General features: G+C 71.7%; 27 protein-coding genes and 1 tRNA gene. 24 read left to right on the forward strand and 4 right to left on the reverse strand.

Features of this window, described 5'->3' with window-relative positions; translation table 11 throughout:
• The first annotated feature begins 235 nt into the window (after window positions 1-235).
• The 17 genes from ACFVSL_RS13760 (at window position 236) to ACFVSL_RS13840 (ending at window position 17,243) form a co-directional block, all read left to right on the forward strand.
• The gene (locus tag ACFVSL_RS13760; RefSeq protein ID WP_386941547.1) at window positions 236-2,020 is read left to right on the forward strand and encodes a primosomal protein; all 1,785 of its coding nucleotides are present in this window, start codon (window positions 236-238) and stop codon (window positions 2,018-2,020) included.
• Window positions 1,995-3,029 (forward strand): HAD-IIA family hydrolase, encoded by a 1,035-nt coding sequence (locus ACFVSL_RS13765; protein WP_386941548.1) that lies wholly within the window; start codon window positions 1,995-1,997, stop codon window positions 3,027-3,029. The genes ACFVSL_RS13760 and ACFVSL_RS13765 overlap by 26 nt, the downstream gene beginning before the upstream one ends.
• Before the next feature lie 40 nt (window positions 3,030-3,069).
• On the forward strand, window positions 3,070-3,261 hold the full coding sequence (locus ACFVSL_RS13770) for a hypothetical protein (RefSeq protein ID WP_386941549.1): 192 nt from the start codon (window positions 3,070-3,072) through the stop codon (window positions 3,259-3,261).
• Window positions 3,261-4,070 carry a TlyA family RNA methyltransferase gene (locus ACFVSL_RS13775; RefSeq protein ID WP_386941550.1) on the forward strand — a complete coding sequence of 270 codons (810 nt, stop codon included), beginning with the start codon at window positions 3,261-3,263 and terminating at the stop codon, window positions 4,068-4,070. Before ACFVSL_RS13770 ends, ACFVSL_RS13775 begins: the two co-directional genes overlap by 1 nt.
• Window positions 4,067-4,981 carry an NAD kinase gene (locus ACFVSL_RS13780; RefSeq protein WP_386941551.1) on the forward strand — a complete coding sequence of 305 codons (915 nt, stop codon included), beginning with the start codon at window positions 4,067-4,069 and terminating at the stop codon, window positions 4,979-4,981. Before ACFVSL_RS13775 ends, ACFVSL_RS13780 begins: the two co-directional genes overlap by 4 nt.
• 24 nt (window positions 4,982-5,005) lie before the next feature.
• Complete coding sequence (recN, locus tag ACFVSL_RS13785; protein ID WP_386941552.1) at window positions 5,006-6,706, forward strand: DNA repair protein RecN; 1,701 nt, start codon at window positions 5,006-5,008, stop codon at window positions 6,704-6,706.
• Window positions 6,707-6,825: 119 nt separating this feature from the next.
• On the forward strand, window positions 6,826-8,526 hold the full coding sequence (locus ACFVSL_RS13790; RefSeq protein ID WP_386941868.1) for a CTP synthase: 1,701 nt from the start codon (window positions 6,826-6,828) through the stop codon (window positions 8,524-8,526).
• Complete coding sequence (locus ACFVSL_RS13795; protein ID WP_386941553.1) at window positions 8,519-9,193, forward strand: NUDIX domain-containing protein; 675 nt, start codon at window positions 8,519-8,521, stop codon at window positions 9,191-9,193. The genes ACFVSL_RS13790 and ACFVSL_RS13795 overlap by 8 nt, the downstream gene beginning before the upstream one ends.
• Window positions 9,190-10,092: a site-specific tyrosine recombinase XerD gene (gene xerD / locus ACFVSL_RS13800; protein WP_386941869.1), complete on the forward strand. Its 903-nt coding sequence runs from the start codon at window positions 9,190-9,192 to the stop codon at window positions 10,090-10,092. The genes ACFVSL_RS13795 and xerD overlap by 4 nt, the downstream gene beginning before the upstream one ends.
• A 57-nt stretch (window positions 10,093-10,149) precedes the next feature.
• Window positions 10,150-11,037, forward strand: a complete 888-nt coding sequence (locus tag ACFVSL_RS13805) for a ParA family protein (protein ID WP_386941554.1) — start codon at window positions 10,150-10,152, stop codon at window positions 11,035-11,037.
• Window positions 11,021-11,872 carry a segregation and condensation protein A gene (locus ACFVSL_RS13810; RefSeq protein ID WP_386941555.1) on the forward strand — a complete coding sequence of 284 codons (852 nt, stop codon included), beginning with the start codon at window positions 11,021-11,023 and terminating at the stop codon, window positions 11,870-11,872. The genes ACFVSL_RS13805 and ACFVSL_RS13810 overlap by 17 nt, the downstream gene beginning before the upstream one ends.
• Entirely contained in the window at window positions 11,862-12,632 is a 771-nt protein-coding gene (gene scpB / locus ACFVSL_RS13815) for an SMC-Scp complex subunit ScpB (RefSeq protein WP_386941556.1), read from the forward strand. The genes ACFVSL_RS13810 and scpB overlap by 11 nt, the downstream gene beginning before the upstream one ends.
• Before the next feature lie 10 nt (window positions 12,633-12,642).
• A complete protein-coding gene (locus ACFVSL_RS13820; RefSeq protein WP_386941870.1) occupies window positions 12,643-13,434 on the forward strand; it encodes a pseudouridine synthase in 792 nt (263 codons plus the stop codon).
• A 1-nt stretch (window position 13,435) separates the two neighbouring features.
• Complete coding sequence (locus ACFVSL_RS13825; RefSeq protein ID WP_386941557.1) at window positions 13,436-14,518, forward strand: prephenate dehydrogenase; 1,083 nt, start codon at window positions 13,436-13,438, stop codon at window positions 14,516-14,518.
• Between the two features lie 36 nt (window positions 14,519-14,554).
• Entirely contained in the window at window positions 14,555-15,226 is a 672-nt protein-coding gene (gene cmk, locus ACFVSL_RS13830; protein WP_386941558.1) for a (d)CMP kinase, read from the forward strand.
• 113 nt (window positions 15,227-15,339) lie between these two features.
• Window positions 15,340-16,848: a ribosome biogenesis GTPase Der gene (der, locus tag ACFVSL_RS13835; protein WP_386941559.1), complete on the forward strand. Its 1,509-nt coding sequence runs from the start codon at window positions 15,340-15,342 to the stop codon at window positions 16,846-16,848.
• A 113-nt stretch (window positions 16,849-16,961) separates the two neighbouring features.
• Entirely contained in the window at window positions 16,962-17,243 is a 282-nt protein-coding gene (locus ACFVSL_RS13840) for a DUF167 domain-containing protein (protein WP_386941560.1), read from the forward strand.
• Between the two features lie 8 nt (window positions 17,244-17,251).
• Here ACFVSL_RS13840 and ACFVSL_RS13845 read toward each other — a convergent pair whose 3' ends face one another.
• Both ACFVSL_RS13845 and ACFVSL_RS13850 read right to left on the reverse strand, forming a co-directional pair.
• Entirely contained in the window at window positions 17,252-17,551 is a 300-nt protein-coding gene (locus ACFVSL_RS13845; protein ID WP_386941561.1) for an SHOCT domain-containing protein, read from the reverse strand.
• A gap of 18 nt (window positions 17,552-17,569) precedes the next feature.
• A complete protein-coding gene (locus tag ACFVSL_RS13850) occupies window positions 17,570-18,193 on the reverse strand; it encodes a GNAT family N-acetyltransferase (protein WP_386941562.1) in 624 nt (207 codons plus the stop codon).
• Between the two features lie 118 nt (window positions 18,194-18,311).
• Between ACFVSL_RS13850 and ACFVSL_RS13855 the strand changes: the two genes are divergently transcribed.
• From ACFVSL_RS13855 to ACFVSL_RS13865, 3 genes are all read left to right on the forward strand, one after another.
• Window positions 18,312-18,749: a MarR family winged helix-turn-helix transcriptional regulator gene (locus ACFVSL_RS13855; RefSeq protein WP_386941563.1), complete on the forward strand. Its 438-nt coding sequence runs from the start codon at window positions 18,312-18,314 to the stop codon at window positions 18,747-18,749.
• Window positions 18,746-19,417, forward strand: a complete 672-nt coding sequence (locus ACFVSL_RS13860) for a hypothetical protein (protein WP_386941564.1) — start codon at window positions 18,746-18,748, stop codon at window positions 19,415-19,417. Before ACFVSL_RS13855 ends, ACFVSL_RS13860 begins: the two co-directional genes overlap by 4 nt.
• A 97-nt stretch (window positions 19,418-19,514) precedes the next feature.
• A tRNA-Pro gene (locus ACFVSL_RS13865) sits at window positions 19,515-19,591 on the forward strand.
• Between the two features lie 64 nt (window positions 19,592-19,655).
• Here ACFVSL_RS13865 and ACFVSL_RS13870 read toward each other — a convergent pair.
• Window positions 19,656-20,201, reverse strand: a complete 546-nt coding sequence (locus tag ACFVSL_RS13870) for an AAA family ATPase (protein WP_386941565.1) — start codon at window positions 20,199-20,201, stop codon at window positions 19,656-19,658.
• A gap of 77 nt (window positions 20,202-20,278) precedes the next feature.
• Here ACFVSL_RS13870 and ACFVSL_RS13875 point away from each other — a divergent pair, with 77 nt between their 5' ends.
• From ACFVSL_RS13875 to ACFVSL_RS13890, 4 genes are all read left to right on the forward strand, one after another.
• Entirely contained in the window at window positions 20,279-20,671 is a 393-nt protein-coding gene (locus ACFVSL_RS13875; protein ID WP_386941566.1) for a hypothetical protein, read from the forward strand.
• A 35-nt stretch (window positions 20,672-20,706) separates the two neighbouring features.
• A complete protein-coding gene (locus tag ACFVSL_RS13880) occupies window positions 20,707-20,940 on the forward strand; it encodes a hypothetical protein (RefSeq protein ID WP_386941567.1) in 234 nt (77 codons plus the stop codon).
• A 226-nt stretch (window positions 20,941-21,166) separates the two neighbouring features.
• Window positions 21,167-21,979, forward strand: a complete 813-nt coding sequence (locus ACFVSL_RS13885) for an SDR family NAD(P)-dependent oxidoreductase (protein ID WP_386941568.1) — start codon at window positions 21,167-21,169, stop codon at window positions 21,977-21,979.
• Window positions 21,980-22,068: 89 nt separating this feature from the next.
• A complete protein-coding gene (locus ACFVSL_RS13890; RefSeq protein ID WP_386941569.1) occupies window positions 22,069-22,260 on the forward strand; it encodes a hypothetical protein in 192 nt (63 codons plus the stop codon).
• Between the two features lie 23 nt (window positions 22,261-22,283).
• Here the strand turns inward: ACFVSL_RS13890 and ACFVSL_RS13895 are convergent, their stop codons facing one another.
• Window positions 22,284-23,102, reverse strand: coding sequence for an alpha/beta fold hydrolase (locus ACFVSL_RS13895; protein ID WP_386941570.1), 819 nt, complete (start codon window positions 23,100-23,102; stop codon window positions 22,284-22,286).
• Window positions 23,103-23,151 lie beyond the last annotated feature (49 nt).

The raw sequence follows: 23,151 nt of genomic DNA on the forward strand, positions 1-23,151 counted from the left end.
GGGAGAGTAGGACACCGCCGGACAAACATTACGAAGAGCCGCCCACCACGTGGGCGGCTCTTCGACTTTAACAACCACACACCAACCCAAGCCGCTGCGGCGGAGCGGGAGTGCGTGGCACCGATGAGGGCCGCCTCGCGTGCGAGCGCCGGCCGCTCGTCCTGGGTGATCAGGTCCGCGGGGAGAGACCCGCAGTACGGTTGAGTCTGACGAGACTCCCAATGACAGGAACAGCGTGAGCGATTCGAGGCAGGACTCGGCCGACCAGAACCGACCCGATCGGGCCAAGCAGGGCGACAGCGCCCGGGGTGCATCAGGCGCCCGGAAGACGACGAGGTCTTCGGGCGAGCGGGCATCCGGCGGCGACCGGGGCGGGAAGCGCTCGTACGAGCAGCGTGACGACCGGAAGCCGTACGGGGACCGCGACCAGAAGCGTTCATACGGCTCGCGTGACGATCGCAAGCCCTACGGCGACAAGAAGCCGTACGGCGACCGCGATGCCCAGCGCTCGCACGGCTCGCGTGATGACCGCAAGCCGTACGGGGACCGCGACCAGAAGCGTTCGTACGGCTCGCGTGACGATCGCAGGCCCTACGGCGACAAGAAGCCGTACGGCGACCGCGATGCCCAGCGCTCGCACGGCTCGCGTGATGACCGCAAGCCGTACGGCGACAAGAAGCCGTACGGCGACCGCGACGCCCAGCGCTCGCACGGTTCCCGTGACGACCGGAAGTCCTACGGCGACCGGAAGCCGTACGGCGACCGCGACGCCCAGCGCTCGCACGGTTCCCGTGACGACCGGAAGTCCTACGGCGACCGGAAGCCTTACGGCGACCGCGACGCCCAGCGCTCGCACGGCTCGCGTGACGACCGCAAGCCCTACGGCGACCGGAAGCCTTACGGCGACAAGAAGCCGTACGGTGACCGCGACGGCCAGCGCTCCTACGGTGACCGGAAGCCCTACGGCGACCGTGGCGGACGTGACGACCGCAAGCCCTACGGCGACCGCCGGGATGCGTCGCGTTCGGGCGGTCGTCACGACGCTGAGGCGCCGCGGGAGCGGTACGGAGCGGCAGACCTGGCCGTTCGTCCGCGCCACGACGACCCCTTCGTTCCCGAGCGCATCGACGCGCGCGATCTCGACAAGGGCGCCCGCGCCGAGCTGAAGACGCTCAGCAAGGAGAACGCCGACTGGGTCGCACGGCACCTCGTCGCGGCATCCGAGCTGCTCGAGACCGACCCCGAACTGGCGCACCGTCACGCGACCTCTGCGGCCCGTCGTGCCGGCCGCATCGCCGTCGTGCGCGAGACGCTCGCGATCACCGCGTACGCGACGGGCGACTTCGCCCTGGCGCTTCGCGAGCTCCGCACGTACCGGCGCATCTCGGGCAGCAACGACCAGCTGCCGCTGATGGTCGACAGCGAACGCGGCGTCGGGCGGCCCGACCGGGCGCTCGAGGTCGGTCGTGCCGTCGACCGCAGCGAGCTGCCGGCCGCGGTGCAGGTCGGTCTCGCGATCGCCATGTCCGGTGCGCGCCTCGACCTCGAGCAGCCCGAGCTCGCGCTCTCCGAGCTCGAGATCCCGCAGCTCGACCCCGACCGCGCGTTCTCGTACAGCCCTGCCCTCTTCTCGGCGTACGCCGAGGTGCTGGAGGAGCTCGGCCGCGGGGCCGAGGCCGCCGACTGGCGCGCCCGCGCCGCCCGCGCCGAAGCGGCACTCGGCGGCCCGGCCGAGGCCGAGCTGATCGAGATCTTCGAGCTCGAGGACGACGAGGCGGAGTCGGCGGTCGCGGCGGACGAGCCGTCGACCGAGCGCCTGGACACGGCTCTCCCCGAAGGGGAGGGCGCGGCCGGGGAGCTCGAGGAGACGGCCGAGGCGCCCGAGCTCGCGGAGCTCGAGGATCCGGGCGCGGTGCTCGAGGACGACGTGGCCGCGGTGCTCGCCGAGGGCGAGGCGCTCGAAGCCGAGGCGAAGTCGGACGGGGGCGACGCCGGTGGCGCTGTTCCGCGCGAAGACTGAGCCGGTGACGCCGCTCGACGGCGTCGACGCGGTGTTCGCCGACCTCGACGGTGTCGTCTACGCGGGCGCCGGGGCGATCCCGCACGCGGTCGAGAGCCTCAATCGGGTCAAGCACGATCGCGCGCTCGGCTACATCACGAACAACGCCTCCCGCAGCGATGCCTCCGTCGCCGGGCACCTCGCCGAGCTCGGTCTCGACGTCGTGCCCGAGGAGGTCGTCACGTCGCCGCAGGCCGCGATGCAGCTGCTCGGCGGCCAGGTCGCCCCCGGTGCGCTCGTGATGGTCGTCGGCGGCGAGGGCATCGAGGTCGAGCTGCGCAAGCGCGGGTACCGGGTGACCCGGTCGGCCGATGACGCGCCCGACGCGGTCGTGCAGGGCTTCACGCCAGAGATCGGCTGGAAGGAGCTGGCGGAGGCGGCGTTCGCGCTCAACGCGCACGGCGGTCCGGATGCCGCGACGCCGGGCATCCCGTGGATCGCCACCAACATGGACTGGACGATCCCGGTCGCCCGTGGCATCGCTCCGGGCAACGGCACCCTCGTGTCGGCTGTGCACACCGCGGTGGGGCGCTTCCCGCTCGTCGCGGGCAAGCCCGAGACCCCGATCTTCGAGGAGGCCCGCCGGCGATTCGACGCAGCGACGCCGCTCGTGGTCGGCGATCGGCTCGACACCGACATCCTCGGTGCGAACCGCGCCGGCATGGCCAGCGCCATCGTGCTGACCGGCATCGACCGGGCGAAGCAACTGCTCGCGGCCGACGCCAAGAGCCGTCCCGACTTCATCCTCGCCGACCTCCGCGGACTGCACGAGCCGTACCCGGCGGTCGAGCAACGCCGGGGCGGTGCGATCCGCGTGCGCGAGGCGAAGGTCGTGGTCGAGGGCACCCGCGTCGAGATCCTGTCGGAGGGCGGCGACGCGCTCGACCTCCTGCGGGCAGCCTGCGCAGCGATCTGGGGCTCCGGAATCGCGATCCACGCACTCGACGTGCCGACGCGCCTGTACGCGTGATGATCGCCCCGGTGTGGGCGGCCCGGGGTACCGTGGACTCGTGAGCACTGACGACGACACCGACTTCGGCGCCGACGAGCCGGCCGTCGCCCTCGGCGAGGAGGCACGGGCGGCCCTGTCCGAGATCGACGACCTGCCGCTCGCCGAGCGGGCGCCCGCGTTCGACGCGCTCGCCGCGCGACTGCGCGAGGAGCTCGAGCAGTCCGACCCGTCGCGGGTCGCACCCCGGTGATGACCGAACAACGCCTCGACGCCGCACTCGCGAGCCGTGGCCTCGCCCGATCGCGCACGCACGCTGCGACGCTCATCGCCGGCGGGCTCGTCACGGTCGACGGCAGGCCGGTCGTGAAGCCCTCGGCGAAGGTCTCGCCCGAAGCCGCGCTCGAGGTCGCGGCATCCGACCACTACGTGAGCCGCGCCGCGCACAAGCTCATCGCCGCGCTCGACGGGTTCGGGGTCGAACCCGGGGGTCGGGTGGCACTCGACGCCGGTGCGTCGACCGGCGGGTTCAGCCAGGTGCTGCTCGAGCGCGGTGCGCGCACCGTGCTCGCGGTCGACGTCGGGCACGGTCAGCTCGCTCCCGAGCTCGCCGACGCCGCCGGCCTCGTCCTCGTCGAGGGGTGCAACGTGCGCCACCTGACCGCCGAGTCGCTCGCGTCGGCCACGGGTGTCGCCGAGCGTCCCTCGCTGGTCACGGCCGACCTCTCGTTCATCTCGCTCACGACCGTGCTGCCCGCGCTCCGCGAGACGGCGGCGCCCGACGCCGACTTCGTGCTCCTCGTGAAGCCGCAGTTCGAAGTCGGCCGCGGGGGAGTGCGCGAGGGCATCGTGCACGACGCCGCGCTCCGCTCCGAGGCGGTGATGAACGTGCTGTGGGCGGCGCACGACCTCGGACTGCGCACGGCGGGCGTCTCCTCCTCCCCAATCGCCGGGTCGCACGGCAATCGCGAGTTCCTCGTGCATCTCAGCGCTGCGGCCGGGTCCGATCCGTCAGAATGGTCGAGTCGGGTCGACGAGCTGACAGGAGGAGCGCACGGGTGAACGACGCACGCCATTTCCTCGTGGTCTCGCACACCGGCCGACAGGCTGCGCTCGAAGCGACGGGCGAGGTGTGCACCCAGTTGCTCGACGCCGGCGCGATCCCGGTGATCGCCGCCGAGCACTGGGACGACGTGCACAGCTTCGTCCCTGCGCTCAACGGCGGCGTGGTCCGCTTCGAGGACATCGACCCCGGTCTCATCGAACTCGTCATCGTCCTCGGGGGCGACGGCACCATCCTGCGGGCGGCCGAGCTGATCCGCGACTCGCCCGTCCCGCTGCTCGGGGTCAACCTCGGCCACGTCGGCTTCCTTGCCGAGAGCGAACGCGACGATCTCGGCTACACGGTCTCCCGCGCGCTGGCGCGCGACTACACGGTCGAGGAGCGCATGACGCTCTCGGTGCGCGCCAAGGTGGGCGAGGAGGTCGTGTACGAGAGCTGGGCGCTCAACGAGGCGACGGTCGAGAAGGCCGAGCGCGAGCGCATGCTCGAGGTGGTCATCGAGGTCGATCGTCGGCCGCTCTCCTCGTTCGGCTGCGACGGGGTGGTGATGTCGACGCCGACCGGCTCGACCGCGTACTCGTTCTCGGCGGGCGGCCCGGTCGTGTGGCCGAGCCTCGAGGCGCTGCTGCTCGTTCCGCTCAGCGCCCACGCGCTCTTCGCGCGCCCGCTCGTCGTGGGGGCCGACTCCTCCCTGGCCGTCGAGATCCTGCAGCGCACCGAGACCTCGGCGGTCATCTGGTGCGACGGGCGACGCACCTTCGACCTGCCGCCGGGGGCGCGGGTGATCGTCCGCAAGTCCGACGTGCCGGTGCGACTGGCGCGCCTCCACGAGGCACCCTTCACCGATCGGCTCGTCAACAAGTTCCAACTGCCCGTCACGGGCTGGAGGGGGCCCGCAGGCCGTGAATGAGGTTTCGATGAGCGAGGGTGCCCGATGATCGAAGAACTGGGCATCCGAGACCTCGGCGTGATCGCCGAGGCGACGCTGCCGCTCGGCGCGGGCTTCACCGCGGTCACGGGCGAGACGGGTGCCGGCAAGACGATGGTCGTGACCGCGCTCGGCCTCCTGCTCGGCGCCAGGTCCGATGCCGGCGCGGTGCGCTCCGGCGCGAAGCAGGCCTGGGTCGAAGGCCGCTGGCTCGTCGCCGACGAGGGCGCCATCGCCGAGCGCGTCGCCGACACCGGGGGCGAGATCGAGGCCGGCGAACTGCTGCTCGGCCGCTCGGTGTCGTCCGAGGGGCGCAGTCGCGCGGTGGTCGGCGGTCGCAGCGCCCCCGTCGGCGTACTGGCCGAGCTCGGCGACGAGCTCGTCGTGGTGCACGGCCAGGCCGACCAGCAGCGGCTGCGTTCAGCCGTCGCGCAGCGCGAGGCGCTCGACCGCTTCGCGGGGCCGAGCCTCGCGGCGACGCTCGACCAGTACCGCGCGGTGTTCGAGTCGTGGCGTGCCGACGCCGCCGAGCTCGCCCGGCTCCGCGACGAGCACGACGCCCGGGCGCGCGAGGCCGAAGCGCTGCGCGCCGACCTCGACGAGATCGAGGCGGCCGACCCGCAGCCCGGCGAGGACGCCGAGCTCTCCGGGCGCGCCGATCGGCTGTCGAATCTCGAAGAGCTCCGGCTCGAGGCCGCGCAGGCCCGCGTGCTGCTCTCCGCCGACGAGGTCGTCGACGACGCCCCCGACGCGGTGACGCTCGTCGAGGCGGCCAGGCGCCACCTCGACCGGGTCGTCGCCCATGACGCTGCGCTCGCACCGATCGCCGAGATCCTGGCGAACGCCGGGTTCCTGCTCGCCGATGCGTCCGCCGAGCTCGCGGGGTACCTCGCGGGCCTCGACGCCGACGGTGCTCGCGAGCTCGAGGTCGTGCAGGAGCGACGCGCCCTGCTCGGCGCGCTCATCCGCCGGCACGGGGGCGAACTCGACGAGGTCCTGGCGTTCCGCCGCGACGGCGGTCTGCGGCTCGTCGAGCTCGACGGCGACGACGACCGCATCGCCGTGCTCGAGGCCGCGGTCGAGGCGTCGGCCGCCGAGGTCGATCGGCTCGCCGGCCTGATCACCGAGCAGCGCACGGAGGCCGCGGCGCGGCTCGCCGAGGCGGTCACGCGCGAGCTCGCCGCCCTCGCCATGCCCGACGCCGTGCTCACGGTGAGCGTGGAGCCGGGGGTCGAGCCGACGGCGCACGGGCGCGACCAGGTCGCGATCCTGCTGAGCCCGCATCCCGGCGCCGAGCCGCGATCGGTCTCCCGCGGCGCGTCCGGCGGCGAGCTCTCGCGGGTCATGCTCGCGATCGAGGTCGTCATCGCCGGCACCGACCCGGTGCCGACCTTCGTGTTCGACGAGGTCGACGCGGGTGTGGGCGGTGCTGCGGCGATCGAGATCGGTCGGCGACTCGCCCGGCTCGCCGAGCGCTCCCAGGTCATCGTCGTCACGCACCTCGCGCAGGTCGCCGCGTTCGCGTCGAACCACCTGAGCGTCGTGAAGGGCACCGACGGCGCGGTGACCGCGTCCAGCGTGAAGCAGCTCGTCGGAGCAGAACGAGAAGCCGAGATGGCGCGCCTGCTCTCGGGTCTGGCCGATTCCGAGAGCGGGCTCGCGCACGCGCGCGAACTGCTCGAGATCGCCTCGGAGCGTGCGGCCTGAGCGGGCCGCCGTGCAGCGGCAAACGACGGAGCCGGAGCGGCTTCGAACGAACGAAGGGGGAACGCGTGGGGCAGTCCGGGTCGACGGGTCAGGAACGTGGGTTAGAATATAAGCCCGTGGTGGATGAACGCGGAACAGCGCAGAGCGCAGACAACAACGACACGACCAAGCACATCTTCGTGACCGGTGGTGTCGTTTCTTCATTGGGCAAGGGACTCACCGCCGCGAGCCTGGGCAATCTGCTGACGGCCCGGGGGCTCCGGGTGGTCATGCAGAAGCTCGACCCGTATCTCAACGTCGATCCCGGAACGATGAACCCGTTCCAGCACGGCGAGGTCTTCGTGACCGACGACGGCGCCGAGACCGACCTCGACATCGGGCACTACGAGCGATTCCTCGACATCGATCTGAGCCAGGCGGCGAACGTCACCACCGGTCAGATCTACTCGACGGTCATCGCGAAGGAGCGCCGCGGCGAGTACCTCGGCGACACGGTCCAGGTGATCCCGCACATCACCGACGAGATCAAGCGGCGCATGCGCCTGCAGGCGACCGAGACCCCGAAGCCCGACGTGATCATCACCGAGATCGGCGGCACGGTCGGCGACATCGAGTCGCAGCCGTTCATCGAGTCGGCCCGCCAGGTGCGTCACGAGCTCGGGCGCAAGAACGTGTTCTTCGTGCACGTCTCGCTGGTGCCCTTCATGGGCGCCTCGGGCGAGCAGAAGACGAAGCCGACGCAGCACTCGGTCGCCGCGCTCCGCTCCATCGGCATCCAGCCCGACGCGCTCGTGCTGCGCAGCGACCGCCCGGTCACCGAGGCGAACAAGCGCAAGATCGCGCTCATGTGCGACGTCGACGAGGGTGCCGTCGTGAACGCCGTCGACGTGCCGTCGATCTACGAGATCCCGACGATGCTGCACGAGCAGGGCCTCGACGCCTACATCATCGACGCCCTCGGCCTCGACGAGAAGTCGAACGCGGTCGACTGGTCGGGGTGGAGCGATCTCCTGCGCGTGGTGCACGACCCGAAGCACGAGGTCACGATCGGCCTCGTCGGCAAGTACATCGACCTGCCCGACGCGTACCTCTCGGTCACCGAGGCGCTGCGCGCCGGCGGCTTCGCGAACGACGCGAAGGTCAAGATCGAGTGGATCCCGTCCGACGAGTGCAAGACGCCCGAAGGGGCGCAGAAGCACCTCGCCCATCTCGACGGCATCTGCGTGCCCGGCGGCTTCGGCGTGCGCGGCATCGAGGGCAAGCTCGGCGCGCTCCACTTCGCGCGTGAGAACGGCCTTCCGGTGCTCGGCCTCTGCCTCGGCCTCCAGTGCATGGTGATCGAGTACTCGCGCAACATGGCAGGGCTGCCCGGCGCCTCGTCGAGCGAGTTCGACCCCGACACGCAGTTCCCCGTCATCGCGACGATGGAGGAGCAGGTCGAGATCATCGCCGGCGGTGACCTCGGCGGCACGATGCGCCTCGGGCTCTACCCGGCGACGCTCGGGGAAGGCACTATCGCCGCCGAGCTCTACGGCTCGACCGACGTCAGCGAGCGCCACCGTCACCGCTACGAGGTGAACAACGCGTACCGCGACCGCATCGCCGAGGCCGGCCTCGTGTTCTCGGGCCTCTCGCCCGACCGCAACCTCGTCGAGTTCGTCGAGCTGCCGCGCGAGGTGCACCCGTTCTACGTGGGCACCCAGGCGCACCCCGAGCTGCGCAGCCGTCCGAACGACGCGCACCCGCTCTTCCGCGGACTCGTGGGGGCGGCGATCGAGCGCCAGCAGGCGAGCCGGCTGTTCGACGTCAACAATGGCTGAATCCCCTGACACGGTCGTCGGCGAGCAGGGCGAGCTGCTGGCCGACGACCGCGTCGCCCTCCCGATCGTCTCGAGCGAGCGGGTCTTCGAAGGCCGGGTGTGGAACATCCGGCGCGAGGGCTTCGAGCTCGCCGGCGAGGAGATCGTCCGGGAGTTCATGAACCACACCGGCGCCGTCGGCGTGCTCGCCATCGACGAGCACGACCGAGTGCTGCTGATCAAGCAGTACCGCCATCCCATCCGCATGCGCGACTGGGAGATCCCCGCCGGGCTGCTCGACGTCGAGGGGGAGTCCCCGCTCGTCGGCGCGCAGCGCGAGCTGGCCGAAGAGGCCGACCTCGTGGCATCCGAGTGGGCGGTGCTCGCCGACTTCGCACCGTCGCCCGGAGGCAGCGATGAGGTGATCCGCGTGTACCTCGCCCGGGGACTGCGGGCCGCGCCCGAGGTGTTCGCACGCGAGGCCGAGGAGGCCGAGCTGGAGGTGCGCTGGGTGCCGCTCGACGACTGCGTCGACGCGGTGCTCGCCCGGCGCATCCACAACGGGCCCCTCTCGATCGCCGTGCTCGCGGCCCACGCGGCTCGCGCCCGCGGGTGGCGGGGGCTCGGCGAAGCCGAGGCGCCGTGGCCGAGCCGCACCGCCCCGGTGCGGGGCGCGACGGGGTCATGACGACGGCCGCGCTCGTCGACGGGTACCTGCGGCACCTGACCGTCGAGCGCGGACTCGCGCGGAACACGATCGCGTCGTACCGCCGCGACCTCGCGATCTACGCCGACTGGCTCGAAGCCCGCGGCGCGGAGCCGGGCCGGGTGAGCGAGGGAGACCTCGCCGACTTCGTCCGCTTCCTCGGCGCCGACCGCGAGCCCGTGCTCGCGACCTCGTCGATCGCCCGCGTGCTCTCGGCGGTTCGGGGGCTCCACCGCTTCCTCGCCGAGGAGGGCGAGATCCCGGCCGACGTGTCGAAGGAGCTCCGGCCGCCGAAGCTGCCGACGCGGCTGCCGAAGGCGATCCCCGTCGAGGACGTCGAGGCGCTCATCGCCGCCGCCGGCGGGGAGGAGCCGGTCGAGCTGCGCGACCAGGCGCTCCTGGAGCTGCTCTACGCGACGGGCGCCCGCGTCTCCGAGGCGGTGTCGCTGAACGTCGACGACCTCATCGACGACGAGGTCGTGCGACTGTTCGGCAAGGGCGGCAAGCAGCGCGTCGTCCCGCTCGGCAGCTACGCCCGGCGCGCGGTCGACGCGTACCTCGTGCGCGCGAGGCCGCTCTTCTCCGCGCGCGGGCAGGCGACGCCGGCGCTCTTCCTCGGCGTCCGAGGCCGTCGCATGTCGAGGCAGGCGGCGTGGGACGCGATCACCGCGGCCGCCGAGAAGGCCGGCCTCGAGGCATCCGTCTCGCCGCACACCCTGCGTCACTCGTTCGCGACCCACCTCCTCGAGGGGGGCGCCGACGTCCGCGTCGTGCAGGAGCTCCTGGGGCACTCCTCGGTCGCGACGACGCAGATCTACACGCTCGTCACAGCCGATACACTCCGGGAGATGTACACGGCAGCACACCCGCGTGCTCGCTAGAATCGACCAAGCCCGAATCGACCAGGCACCGCGCCGCCCCAGGAGAGAAGACGACACGTGACGCAGCACCAGCAGGACTCGGCGGTCGGAACCACCTCGCCCGGGCCCGAGCTCGGTCCGACCGGTCGACCTCATCGCGAGTTCCCCGATCCTGCGCCGCTCGCCTCGCACGGCCCCGCGCGCATCGTCGCACTCTGCAACCAGAAGGGCGGCGTCGGCAAGACCACGACCACGATCAACCTCGGCGCGACGCTCGCCGAGTACGGTCGCCGCGTGCTCGCGATCGACTTCGACCCCCAGGGTGCGCTCTCGGCCGGCCTCGGCGTGCAGACGCACGACGTGCCGACGATCTACGACCTCCTGCTCTCGCGCCAGTTCGAGCCGAAGGACGCGATCCAGCACACGAGCGTCGACGGGCTCGACGTCATCCCCGCGAACATCGACCTCTCGGCGGCCGAGGTACACCTCGTCACCGAGGTCGCCCGTGAGCAGATCCTGGCGAGCGTGCTCCGCCGCGTCTCCGCCGACTACGACGTCATCCTCATCGACTGCCAGCCCTCGCTCGGCCTGCTCACCGTCAACGCGCTGACGGCGAGCCACGGCGTCATCATCCCGCTCGAGTGCGAGTTCTTCGCGCTGCGCGGCGTGGCGCTGCTCATCGAGACCATCGACAAGGTGCGCGATCGCCTCAACCCGGCGATCGAGCTCGACGGCATCCTCGCCACGATGTACGACGCGCGAACGCTGCACTCGCGCGAGGTGCTCGAGCGCGTCGTCGACGCGTTCGGCGACAAGGTGCTCGAGACGGTGATCACGCGCACGGTGAAGTTCCCCGACGCGACGGTCGCGGCGACGCCCATCACCGAGTTCGCTCCCGAGCACCAGGCGTCGAAGGCGTACCGGCAGCTCGCCAGGGAGCTGGTGTTCCGTGGCGCGGTCGCCTGAGGCGTCGGCCTCAGCGCACGAGCCGGTGACGGATGCCCCGGAGGGCGGCTCGGAGCCTGGGTTCCGCGTCGCGCTCACCAACTTCGAGGGCCCGTTCGACCTGCTGCTCTCGCTCATCGCGAAGCACGAGCTCGACATCACCGAGGTGTCGCTGTCGAAGGTCACCGACGAGTTCATCTCGTACCTGAAGGGCCTCGACTCCGAGGAGGAGCTCGATCGGGCGAGCGAGTTCCTCGTGGTCGCGGCGACGCTGCTCGACCTCAAGGTCGCGGGGCTCCTGCCGCAGGGCGAGCTCGTCGACGCCGAGGACGTTGCGCTGCTCGAGGCCCGCGACCTGCTCTTCGCCCGCCTGCTCCAGTACCGCGCCTTCAAGGAGGCCGCCCGCTGGTTCAGCGTCAACCTCGAGGCCGAGTCGTCGCGCCACGCCCGCACGGTGCGACTCGAGGAGCAGTTCCGCCAGCGCGCGCCCGAGCTCGTGTGGTCGCTCTCGGCTGAAGACTTCGCCGCACTCGCGACATTCGCGTTGACGCCGCGCGAGATCCCCGTCGTGGGGCTCGACCACCTGCACGCGCCGCTCGTGTCGATCCGCGAGCAGGCGGCGCACGTCGTCGCCATCCTGCGCCGGGGCGAGCCGGTGACCTTCCGACAGCTGATCGCCGGAGTGGGGCAGCCGGGCGTCGTGGTCGCCCGCTTCCTCGCGGTGCTCGAACTGTACCGGCACGCCGCAATCGGCTTCGACCAGCTCGAGCCGCTCGGCGAGCTGACCCTGCACTGGGCCGCCGAGAGCTGGTCCGACGCGAACCTCGAGAGCCTGGGGGCCGACTATGACGAATGACGCCGACACCGTGGAGGCGTTCGAGCCGCTCGACGAGACCGTCGACGGCGTCGAGGCCGGCCACCCGGCGGAGGCCGCTGCGGACGCCGCGGGCACCGGCGACGACGCCGGCGGTCCCGAGCTCTCGGTCGCGACCCCGCTCGACGTGCCGGGGCAGCCCCGGCTCGACCTCGACCGGGCGATCGAGGCGATCCTCTTCATCGCCGACGAGCCCCAGAGCGTCGTGCACCTCGCGGCGGCGGTCGCACGCCCGGTCGCCGAGGTTCGGGCGTCGATCGCCCGCCTGCGCGCCGACTACGACGGCGACGCCGTCTCAGGAGAGCCGCGCACCGACGTGGCGGCCGACGAGGGAGCTGCACGCAGCATCCGTCGCGGGTTCGAGCTTCGCGAGGTGGGCGGCGGCTGGCGCTTCTACGTGCGCGCCGACTACGACGCGCTGGTGACCTCGTTCGTCGTCACGCAGTCGTCGACGAGGCTCTCCCAGGCGGCGCTCGAGACGCTGTCGGTGATCGCGTACAAGCAGCCGATCTCGCGTTCGCAGGTCGCGTCGATCCGCGCGGTGAACGTCGACTCCGTCGTCCGCACGCTGCTCGGCCGCGGGCTCGTCACCGAGGTGTCGAGCGACCCCGAGACCGGCGCCATCCTCTACGGGACCACCGAGCTGCTGCTCACGAACCTCGGCATCAACTCGCTCGACGAACTGCCGCCGATCTCGCCGTTGCTCGACGACGGCCAGGAGGGATTCGACCTTGACCGATGAACGAGGCGCCGTGAACGACGGCGCGGATGCCACGCGGCAGCGCCTGCAGAAGGTGCTCGCCGCGGCCGGCGTGGCCTCCCGCCGCGTCGTCGAGGAGTACATCGTGCAGGGGCGCATCGAGGTGAACGGCGAAGTCGTCACCGAGCTCGGCACGCGCGTCGACCCCGCGACCGACCTCGTCTCGGTCGACGGCGTCGCCGTGCAGCTCGACACGGCGAAGCGCTACTACATGCTGAACAAGCCGACCGGGGTGGTCTCGTCGATGCGCGACGAGCAGGGCCGGCCCGACCTGCGGCGCTTCACCGACGAGCTCGACGAGCGCGTCTACAACGTCGGGCGGCTCGACGCCGAGACGAGCGGGCTGCTCGTACTGACGAACGACGGCGAGCTCGCGCACGTGCTCGCGCACCCCTCGTTCGGCGTCGAGAAGACCTACATCGCGAAGGTGCGTGGGCGGGTGACGGCGCAGACCCTCCAGCAGCTGAAGAACGGCATCGTGCTCGACGACGGCCCGATCAAGGCCGACCGCGCCCGTCTGCTGCAGGCGCAGGGCGATTCGCGGCACTCGATGGTCGAGCTCACGCTGCACTCGGGAAAGAACCGCATCGTGCGCCGCATGCTGCAGGCCGTCGGCCACCCCGTCGTCGAGCTCGTCCGCCGTCAGTTCGGTCCGCTGCACCTCGGTACACTGAGGGCCGGCCAGCTGCGCGAGCTGACCAAGACCGAGCGAGGCCAGCTGCTCACCATCGCCCGCGATGCGAAGGCCCCCCGCGGCGAGTCCCGAGCCGACGAGGAGAACTGAGATGGTCGAGTCACGGCTGACCGGTCCCGTGCGCGTCGTCGGCGCGGGCCTGCTCGGCACGAGCGTCGCGCTCGGGCTGCGGGCGCGCGGCATCGACGTGGTCCTCGCCGACGCCTCGCCGACGCACGTGGCGCTCGCCGTCGACCTGGGCGCCGGTCGCCCGGCCGAGCCGGGCGACGCCCCCCAGCTCGTCGTCGTGGCCGTGCCGCCCGACGTGACCGCGCGCGTCGTCGCCGACGAGCTCGCCGCCTTCCCCGACGCCATCGTGACGGATGTCGCGAGCGTGAAGGGCGGGATCCTCGCGGAGCTCGAGGCCGCGGGCGCCGACGTCGGGCGCTACATCGGCTCGCACCCGCTCGCCGGGCGCGAGCGCGGCGGCCCGCTGGCCGCGCGCGCCGATCTCTTCGTCGGGCGGCCATGGGTCGTCGCCGCGCACGACGCGATCAGCTACCAGCGGGCGGGCGCCATCGACGACCTCATCCTCGATCTCGGCGCCACCCTCGTCGAGATGACCCCCGACGAGCACGACCGCGGCGTGGCGCTGATCTCGCACGTGCCCCAGGTCGTGTCGAGCGTGATGGCGCGCCGGTTCATCGACGCCCCGAACGCCGCGCTCGGCCTCGCCGGTCAGGGCGTGCGCGACGTCACCCGGATCGCGGCGAGCGACCCCGACCTCTGGGTGCAGATCCTCGGCGCGAACGCAGCCCCCGTGCGCGACATCCTCGTCGCCGTGCGCGACGACCTCGACCGCTTCATCGACGCACTCGGCGACCCCGTCGCGCCGGGAGCCCGGCGGCGCGTCGCCGAGGAGCTCACGGGCGGCAACACCGGCGTCGCCCGGCTTCCCGGCAAGCACGGCACCGACAAGCGCTTCACGACCGTCATCGTCATGGTCGACGACCGGCCCGGACAGCTCGCCCGGCTGCTCGCCGAGATCGGCGAGATCGGCGTCAACCTCGAAGACCTCCGGCTCGAGCACTCGCCCGGCCGCCAGGTCGGCCTCGCCGAGGTGCAGGTCGTGCCCGAAGCCGCCGAACGACTGACCAACGAGCTGGCCGAACGCGGCTGGCGCATCGCCGGCTGAGCCGGCCCGAGACGCACAACAATCTGGAGGCATTCCGTGCAGTTCCCCTTCGTCGTGGCCGTCGACGGCCCAGCAGGCAGCGGCAAGTCGAGCGTGTCGAAGGCCGTCGCCCGGCGCCTCGGCTACGGGTTCCTCGACACGGGCGCCGCCTATCGCGCCCTCGCGTGGCACGCCGAGGCCGGGGGAGTCGACCCCGAGGACGCGGCCTCCGTGATCTCGTGCCTCGCGAGCTTCGACTACCGGATCGGCACCGATCCCTCGGGCTACCGCGTGCACGTCGGCGCGACCGACGTCACCGACGCCATCCGCGACCCGCAGATCTCGTCGGTCGTGAGCCTCGTGGCCCGTGTGCCCGAGGTGCGCACCCACCTCATCGAGCTGTTCCGCTCGATCATCGCCGCCGAGGCGCGCCCCGGCATCGTCGTCGAGGGGCGCGACATCACGACGGTCGTCGCCCCCGATGCGCCGGTGCGCCTCCTGCTCACCGCCTCCGAAGAGGTGCGGATGTCGCGGCGCGCCGCCGAGCTCACCGGCCACGATGCCGGCAAGACCGGCGAGCAGCTGCGCGCACGCGACCGGGCCGACTCGAAGGTCGTCGACTTCACGAACGCCGCCGAGGGCGTCACCGTCGTGGACTCGACCGAGCTGGACTTCGAGCAGACGGTCGATGCGGTGATCGCGGTCGTCGAGGCGGGCGCCGCCGCCTGACCGCGGTGCTGCGGCCCGGGGCGGGCGTCGCGGCATCCGATCTTCACAGCATTCATACGGCAGACTGGGAGTCGCGCGCATTCGCGCCCACGACGTTCTGCAGGAGACAATTCATGACCGATCAGCGCGACGAGTACGACGACGTCGCCGACGACCTGGCCGAGCGACTCTCGGTCGTCGACGACGACCTCGCCGAGCAGCGGGCCGCAGCGCTCCGCTCCGGCCTCAGCGACTACGAGCTCGACGAGGACGACCTCGAGGTCCTCGAGATCTCCGAGGGCGGCGAGGAGGGCATCCGCTACCTCCCCGCGCTGCCGGTGATCGCGATCGTCGGCCGGCCGAACGTCGGCAAGTCGGCGCTCGTGAACCGCATCCTCGGCCGCCGCGAGGCCGTCGTCGAAGACACCCCCGGTGTGACGCGCGACCGCGTCTCGTACAAGGGCGAGTGGCTCGACCGTCGCTTCACGCTCGTCGACACCGGCGGCTGGGAGCCCGACGCGAAGGGCATCGACGCCTCGGTGGCCGCGCAGGCCGAGGTCGCGATCGACCTCAGCGACGTCGTGCTGTTCGTCGTCGACGCGATGGTCGGCGCCACCTCCACCGACGAGCACGTGGTCCGTCTGCTCCGCAAGACGAAGAAGCCGGTGTTCCTCGTCGCCAACAAGGTCGACGACGCCCGCCAGGAGGCGGAGGCGACGGCGCTCTGGAACCTCGGCCTCGGCGAGCCGTACCCGGTCTCGGCCCTGCACGGCCGCGGCGTCGCCGACATGCTCGAGGCGGTCTTCGAAGTGCTGCCGCAGGTCTCGGCCGTCGCGAAGGAGGAGTTCGGCGGGCCCCGCCGCGTCGCCATCCTCGGCCGCCCGAACGTCGGCAAGAGCTCGCTGCTCAACAAGGCCGCCGGTGAAGAGCGCGTCGTCGTGAACGAGCTCGCGGGCACCACCCGCGACCCGGTCGACGAGCAGATCGAGCTCGGCGGCAAGATCTGGCGCTTCGTCGACACCGCCGGCATCCGCCGTCGCGTGCACCTGCAGCAGGGCGCCGACTTCTACGCGTCCCTGCGCACCCAGGCGGCGCTCGAGAAGGCCGAGGTCGCGGTCGTGCTGCTGGACGTCTCGCAGCCGATCTCCGAGCAGGACGTGCGCATCATCGACCTCGTGCTCGAGTCGGGCCGCGCACTCGTGCTCGCGTACAACAAGTGGGACCTCCTCGACGACGACCGACGTCGCTACCTCGAGCGCGAGATCGAGCAGGACCTGCACCACGTCGCCTGGGCACCCCGCGTGAATATCTCGGCGCGCACCGGACGTCACCTCGAGAAGCTCGTGCCCGCCCTCGAGACGGCCCTCGAGTCGTGGGACACCCGCATCCCGACGGGCAAGTTCAACGCGTTCCTCACCGAGCTCACGCAGGAGCACCCGCACCCCGTGCGCGGCGGCAAGCAGCCCCGCATCCTGTTCGGCACGCAGGCGGCGAGCCGCCCGCCGACATTCGTGCTCTTCACCACCGGGTTCCTCGACCCGGGCTACCGCCGCTTCATCCAGCGGCGACTGCGCGAGATCTACGGCTTCGAGGGTTCGCCCATCGTCGTCAACATGCGCGTGCGCGAGAAGCGCCAGCGCTGACCGACCCGAGCGGGCGGGCGAGTGATCGCCCGCCCGCTCGCGTCTCCGCGTGGCGCGGTCTCGACCGAGGAGCTTGCAGTCGAGGCGAAGCTCCCAGCTGAACGGAGTCGGTGTTGGAGATCACGATCCGGGTGAAGCCCGGCAGCCGCAGAGGTCCGCACGTCGAGGCGACGCCCGACGATCCGGTCGCCTCGCTCACGGTGTTCGTCCGTGAGCGTGCGGTGGACGGCGCGGCGAACGCGGGCGTGGTCGCCGCGGTCGCAGCCCACTTCGGTGTGCCCCGTCGCGACGTCGAGATCGTGCGCGGCACGGCGTCGCGGGTGAAGCGCGTGCGAGTGGACGGCGTCGACGGCGACGGCGACGGTGAGACCGCGCGGAGCCCCGTCGCGGGGTGACGTCGAGTTCAGACGTCGCGGATGATCGCCTGGCGCTGCGCCTCGTGCTCGGCGGGGGTGATGAGCCCGCGATCGCGAAGCGAGTCGAGTTCGCGCAGGCGCGTCTCGACGGTGCGCGGCGCCGCCGGCGCGGCGGTGCCGTACCCGACGGCCGGCGTCGGGTCGTGCGGGGCCTGCGGCACGGCGGGCGGCGCGGTGCGCCGCGTGACGAGCACGATCGGCACGACGATCGCGGCGATGATGAGCGCGAACACCAGCAGCACGCCGATGACCATCAGGAAGTGCCAACCGCCGAAGCTGGAGTACATGAGGCGAGTGTAGCCCCGTCAGTCGACGAGGCGCCGCTGCATGATCGCGCGGTCGGCGTTGGGGCGTGCGACCTCGCTGAATCCCGCACCGACGAACATCGAGACCGTGCCGTGGAAGAGATCGGCGGCGGGGATCTTCGGATGCGCCGTCGGGTCGATGGCGTACCCCTCGACGAGTCGGGCGCCGTTGGCCCGTGCGAATTCGACGGCGGCCTCGGCGAGGGCCTTGCCCACGCCGCGCTTGCGATATGCGCGCGGTACGACGAAGCAGGACACAGCCCAGACGCCCGGGTCGGAGAGGTCGGGGTTCGGCATCGAGCCGGTGACGAGCCGGCTCTGCCGCAGCCGCGTGAGGTTGGCGCGCGGTTCGACGGCGCACCAGCCCACCGGCACCTCGCCGTCGTAGGCGAGCAGGCCGGGGCCCGAGCCGGGGGCGTCGATCTGCTCGTGCAGCCGGTCGCGCAACGCCTCGTCGCCGATGCCGCGCCAGTCTCTGCCCGGGATCTTGTACCACTGGCACCAGCAGTGGGCGGGGTCGCCCTTCGTGCCGAAGACCGCCTCGACGTCGGCGAACGGCGCGTCGGCCGCGGAGACGACGCGCAGGGGAGCGGGTTCGAGATCGTCGGTGAGCTCGGTGATCATGGGGCAACGGTACCGCTGGCCACCGACATCGGGGCGTTCGCGGGCGTGCGTCGCCCGGAGATCCGGGGATCGGGGCGGTGGATCATGAAGCAAGGTAACAATGAAGTATCATCATGATATGGATGTGACCCTGCTCGACCGCCTGCTCCAGATCGGCGAACTCTTCCAGCGCGACATGGCGCGCGCCTTCGCCGGCACCGGCTTCACGCCGGCCCGGCTCCGCGTGCTCTGGGTGCTCCAGCACGACGGGTCGATGACGCAGCAGGCGCTCGCGGCCGAACTCGACGTGACCCCCCGCAACGTCAGCGGGCTCGTCGACGCGCTCGAGACCTCGGGCCATGTGCGCCGCGCGCCGCACCCGAGCGACCGGCGCGCGGTGCTCGTCGAGCTCACGCCGCGCACCGCGCGCATCATGTCGCGCATGCAGCGCGAGCACGCCGAGCTCTCGGAGACCCTGCTCGACGCCGTCGCCCCCGCCGACCGCGCCGCGGTCGAGCGCGGCATCGGGGCGATCGCCGACCGGCTCGCCGTGCTCGTCGAGGACGCCGACGCATGAGCGCCACGACGACGATCACGCCCGAGGCATCCGTCTGGGTGCGCCTCGGTCGCGTCGCGAAGCGCGCGCTCGCGATGGAGCTCGCGGTCTACGCGAGCATCGGGCGGTTCGTCGCGCGAAGGCCCGCGGTCCCGCGCGGCGCCGTCGGCTTCGGCTACCACCGTCCGGTGCTCACGATCCTCATGATCTTCATCGTGCTGTCGGCCGTCGAGATCCCGATCTTCGACCTCATCGTGCACCGTTGGCCCGCGGTGCGCATCACGCTGCTCGTGCTCGGCATCTGGGGGCTCACATGGATGTTCGGCCTCCTCTGCGCCTACCTGATGCGCCCGCACACCGTCGGCCCCGACGGCATCCGCGTGCGCGCCGGCCTCGAGACCGACCTCGCGCTCAGTTGGGACGACATCGCCTCGGTTTCGCGCCGCCCGCAGGTCGACGAGCCGAAGTCGCCGAAGATCGTCGAGCAGGATGCCTCGCGCACGCTCTTCGTCCGCATGAACAACGAGACCGACATCGAGATCGAGCTCGAGGGGCCGACCGACGTTCGTCTGCCCGGTCACGGTGCCGCCGGGGGAGTCCAGGAGATCACGGCGGTGCGGATCTGGGTCGACGATCCGGCGGCCTTCATGGACGAGGTTCGGCGTCATCTCGCCCCGGTGCGCGAGTAGCGGAGCGTTTCGAGGGCCGGACGAGGCCGTGTGTGCAAAAGCACCCCTCCGGATACCGCTATGATGGTCAAGTTGCCTCGGAGAGTCACCGGAGCATCGGGCTGTGGCGCAGCTTGGTAGCGCACTTGACTGGGGGTCAAGGGGTCGCAGGTTCAAATCCTGTCAGCCCGACCAGAGAAAGCCCCGGTAGATCGCAAGATCTGCCGGGGCTTTCGTCATGCTTGGGCGCGAGGCGGGGTCACGCGACGCCGGCCACCGCCTCGAGCGCGGCCAGTCGCGAACCCCGGTCGCCGGTGAGCTCGACCACCCTGAGATGCTCGGGGACGACGTCGGGATCGTCGACGAGTTCGAGCAGCCACTGGTCCATGGCCTCGCGGAGTTCGAGGTCCTCGTCCGACCCGACCTGGATCGGGTCGGCGGTCGAGAGCGGCAGGACCACGAGCAGGTCGACCTCGCCGAGTGCGTCGAGCGTCTTCGCCGTCGCCCGTTCGATGAGTTCGTCGGACGCAGTGCCACCCGCCAGTTCGTCCAGCGCACGGAGATAGGCGAGGAAGTCGATGGGGCCCCGCTCGGCGATGAACCGATCGCCGTGCTCGTCGCCGTGGAGGCGGTCTGCCGCGATGCGCAGCTGGGCGGCGAGCATGGGGGCATTCGGGGCATCCCAGCTCTCGTCGATGAGTTCGAACGGGTCGGGCAGTGCCGCGAACTCGGAGTGTGCGAGCACGAAGTCCGAGATCAGGGTGCTCTTTCCGCTCGCGTGGGTCCCCGACACGACGATGCGCATGCTGCGAGTGTAGCCAGTACCGAATACTGCTCCCTCGATTCGGTGACGGTCATCCGGGCCTCTGGGATACTGCCGAGGTGAGGGGAATCGACGGAGGCGCGCTCGGCGCATGGAGCCTGCGCCTCGATGCGATCTACTGCGTACTCCTCGGGGCCGCCGTCGCGCTCGGCGCCGGCCCCATCGCGGAGGCCGTCGGGATTCCGGGGGTCCTGGTCTCCACTGCAGGGCTCATGGTCGTGCTGTGGGCCGGTCTGGTGCTCTGGATGCTCGCGAAGCTCCGCATCCGGACGGCGCTGCGGGTCGTGATGCGGGCGAACGTCCTCGCCGCGCTGCTGGTCGCCCTCTGCGCGGTCGCGGCCGGGACCCTGCTCGTCGTGGTGGCGGTGCTCTCGGTCGCCGTCGATGTCGCTGCCTTCGCCGTCAGCCAGGCGCTCGCGCTTCGCACGCTGCCGGGCCCGCAGTCCGCCTGAGATCCCGGAGCGGCGGCCGCCGGTAGGCTGTCCTGGTGGAACCCGGCCTGATCTTCGCCCTCGCGTGGGCCGTGCTCTCGCTCGTCGGAGGCGCCGTGCTCGTCGTGCGCCGCCGCTGGCTCGCCGCCGCCATCACGGCCGAGCGCCAGTCGGGTGCCGGGCGGGCCGGGGCCCGCGGCCCGAGTCCGAAGATGTTCCTCGCGATCGGACTCGTCTTCGTCGCGATGGGGCTGTTCATCATCATCTGGTGGGCGTCGGCCGCGTTCTGATCGGTGGCCGGCCCTCGGCATGACGGGCCCTCCGCGGCGATCGCCGATCAGGCCGTCGTCAGCAGCCCGTTCAGGGGCAGCGGTTCGATCGTGCTCTTGTATCGCGCAGCGGCGGCCGCCGGTGTTCACCGAGACGACTCGGGCGGATACCATCGCTCATCGGCAATCCCCACCGATGCACGCTTTCCCCACCCGACGGCCTCGGCCGGCAAGGAGCATCCCACCCATGAACATCGACGGCAAGGTCTTCGTCGTCACCGGCGCCGGCAACGGCATCGCCCGTGAAGTCACCCTCCAACTGCTCGCACGCGGCGCCTCGGTCGCCGGCGTCGACCTCAGCGAAGCCGGGCTCGCCGAGACCGCGCGCCTGGCCGACGCGGGCGACCGTTTCTCCCAGCACCTCGTGAACATCACCGACCGCGAGGCGGTCGCCGCCCTCCCCGCGGCGGTCGAGGAGGCCCACGGCCAGGTCGACGGCATCCTCAACATCGCCGGCGTCATCCAGAAGTTCGTGAAGGTGAACGAGCTGCCGTTCTCCGAGATCGACAAGGTCATGGCCGTCAACTTCGGCGGCGTCATGAACATGTGCAAGGCGTTCCTGCCGGTGCTGCTCACCCGCCCCGAGGCCGCGATCCTGAACGTTGCGAGCATGGGCGCGTACGCGCCGGTGCCCGGCCAGGCGGTCTACGGGGCGTCGAAGGCCGCGGTGAAGCTCGTCACCGAGGCGCTCTACGCCGAGCTCCTCGACACGAACGTGCAGGTGAGCGTCGTCTTCCCCGGGGCGATCGGCACCGACATCGCGGCGAACTCGGGCGTCACGCTCGCCGGCGGCGAGACGAAGGAGTCGGCCGCCGAGGCCTCCTCGTACAAGATGACGAGCCCCGACGTCGCGGGCAGGGTCGTCGTCGACGCGCTCGTGAAGGGCAGGTTCCGCGCCACGATCGGTTCGGACGCCGCGGCGATGGACCGGATCTCGCGCATCAACCCGAAGTACGCGACGACGCTCATCGCGAAGCAGATGGGCAGCCTGCTCGGCTGAGTCGCCGGCGGTCGGGCGGCGCCGAGGTCAGGCGGCGCCCGGCCCGTCGGGCCTCCGCCGGGAATCACGGACGCGGTAGATTCCGTCCCATGGAGCTCATCATCGTCATCGCGATCGTCATCGCGACCTTCACGATCACCGGCCGGCTGTGGCGGATCGCGGAGGCCACCGAGCGGACCGCGGCCGCGTCCGAGCGTGCCGCCGACGCCGCCGAACGCAGCGCAGCGGCGTCGGAGCAGCTGGTCGGCCTGGCGCAGGCGAAGCCCACCTCGGTCGACTGACGCCGCCGTCGCGCCCCGCGAGCTCAGATGCCGCTGCCGTCGCGACGGAGCACCCCGTTGAGGAAGCGGCGGAGCACCGCCGACACCTCGTCCGGGGCGTCGAGCGTCACGACGTGGCCCGCGCCCTCGACGACGACCTCGTCGACCCCCTCGGCGGCGGCCCAGCGCGGCATCGCCGTCGCGATGTTGCCGGTGCGGTCGGCGGCGCCGCGTACGAGGAGCAGCGGGATCGGCGTGCGGTAGTCGGGGTCGGGCTCGACGAACTCGGTCGTCGCCCGCCACACCGCGATGAACTCGGCCTTCGTCTGCTCCGCGAACACCCGGGCGAGCTCGTCGCGCGCCGTCTGGGCGACGGCCGAGGCATCCGCCATCATGCGTGGCAGCGAGCGCGCCGGGATGAGCCGCAGCACGGGAGCGGCGGATCGCAGCGCCGCCCGCTCGAGCCCCGTGAGCGGGCCGGCGTTCCAGGTCGAATCGAGCGCCGCGAGCGCCGCCCAGCGACCGGGATCCCGTCGTACGAGTCGCTGCGCGAGGTTGCCGCCGAGCGAGTGCCCGACCAACGCCGGCTGCTGCAGGCCGAGGTGCCCGACGAGTGCCTCGACGTCGCTCGTGAGCAGGTCCGCGGTGAGCCGCGCCGAGTTCGGTCGCGAACCGCCGTGCCCCCGCAGGTCGACGAGCACCGCCCGGTAGCCGGCCGCGACCAGCGCATCGCGCTGCGCCGAGAACATCGTGCGGTCGACCCCGGCGCCGTGCAGGAACACGATCGGATGGCCCTCGCCGCCGCTGTCGGCGTAGCGCAGGGAGACTCCGGGCAGGGGCAGTCGTGCGTCGAGCTTCGGCATCCTCCGAATCTAGGGCGAACGGTCGATGGATGCCTCGGGCCGCGCCCGC

The sequence above is a fragment of the Agromyces sp. NPDC058064 genome, assembly GCF_042885275.1.
In the GTDB taxonomy this organism is placed as follows: domain Bacteria; phylum Actinomycetota; class Actinomycetes; order Actinomycetales; family Microbacteriaceae; genus Agromyces.

What these genes read in the sequence shown, in the direction of transcription:
- ACFVSL_RS13775 (WP_386941550.1), top strand. Translation starts at nt 3,261, where the DNA reads ATGACCGAACAACGCCTCGACGCCGCACTCGCGAGCCGTGGCCTCGCC.
- recN (WP_386941552.1), top strand. Translation starts at nt 5,006, where the DNA reads ATGATCGAAGAACTGGGCATCCGAGACCTCGGCGTGATCGCCGAGGCG.
- ACFVSL_RS13795 (WP_386941553.1), top strand. Translation starts at nt 8,519, where the DNA reads ATGGCTGAATCCCCTGACACGGTCGTCGGCGAGCAGGGCGAGCTGCTG.
- xerD (WP_386941869.1), top strand. Translation starts at nt 9,190, where the DNA reads ATGACGACGGCCGCGCTCGTCGACGGGTACCTGCGGCACCTGACCGTC.
- scpB (WP_386941556.1), top strand. Translation starts at nt 11,862, where the DNA reads ATGACGAATGACGCCGACACCGTGGAGGCGTTCGAGCCGCTCGACGAG.
- ACFVSL_RS13825 (WP_386941557.1), top strand. Translation starts at nt 13,436, where the DNA reads ATGGTCGAGTCACGGCTGACCGGTCCCGTGCGCGTCGTCGGCGCGGGC.
- der (WP_386941559.1), top strand. Translation starts at nt 15,340, where the DNA reads ATGACCGATCAGCGCGACGAGTACGACGACGTCGCCGACGACCTGGCC.
- ACFVSL_RS13845 (WP_386941561.1), bottom strand. Translation starts at nt 17,551, where the DNA reads ATGTACTCCAGCTTCGGCGGTTGGCACTTCCTGATGGTCATCGGCGTG.
- ACFVSL_RS13850 (WP_386941562.1), bottom strand. Translation starts at nt 18,193, where the DNA reads ATGATCACCGAGCTCACCGACGATCTCGAACCCGCTCCCCTGCGCGTC.
- ACFVSL_RS13855 (WP_386941563.1), top strand. Translation starts at nt 18,312, where the DNA reads ATGGATGTGACCCTGCTCGACCGCCTGCTCCAGATCGGCGAACTCTTC.
- ACFVSL_RS13860 (WP_386941564.1), top strand. Translation starts at nt 18,746, where the DNA reads ATGAGCGCCACGACGACGATCACGCCCGAGGCATCCGTCTGGGTGCGC.
- ACFVSL_RS13870 (WP_386941565.1), bottom strand. Translation starts at nt 20,201, where the DNA reads ATGCGCATCGTCGTGTCGGGGACCCACGCGAGCGGAAAGAGCACCCTG.
- ACFVSL_RS13885 (WP_386941568.1), top strand. Translation starts at nt 21,167, where the DNA reads ATGAACATCGACGGCAAGGTCTTCGTCGTCACCGGCGCCGGCAACGGC.
- ACFVSL_RS13890 (WP_386941569.1), top strand. Translation starts at nt 22,069, where the DNA reads ATGGAGCTCATCATCGTCATCGCGATCGTCATCGCGACCTTCACGATC.
- ACFVSL_RS13895 (WP_386941570.1), bottom strand. Translation starts at nt 23,102, where the DNA reads ATGCCGAAGCTCGACGCACGACTGCCCCTGCCCGGAGTCTCCCTGCGC.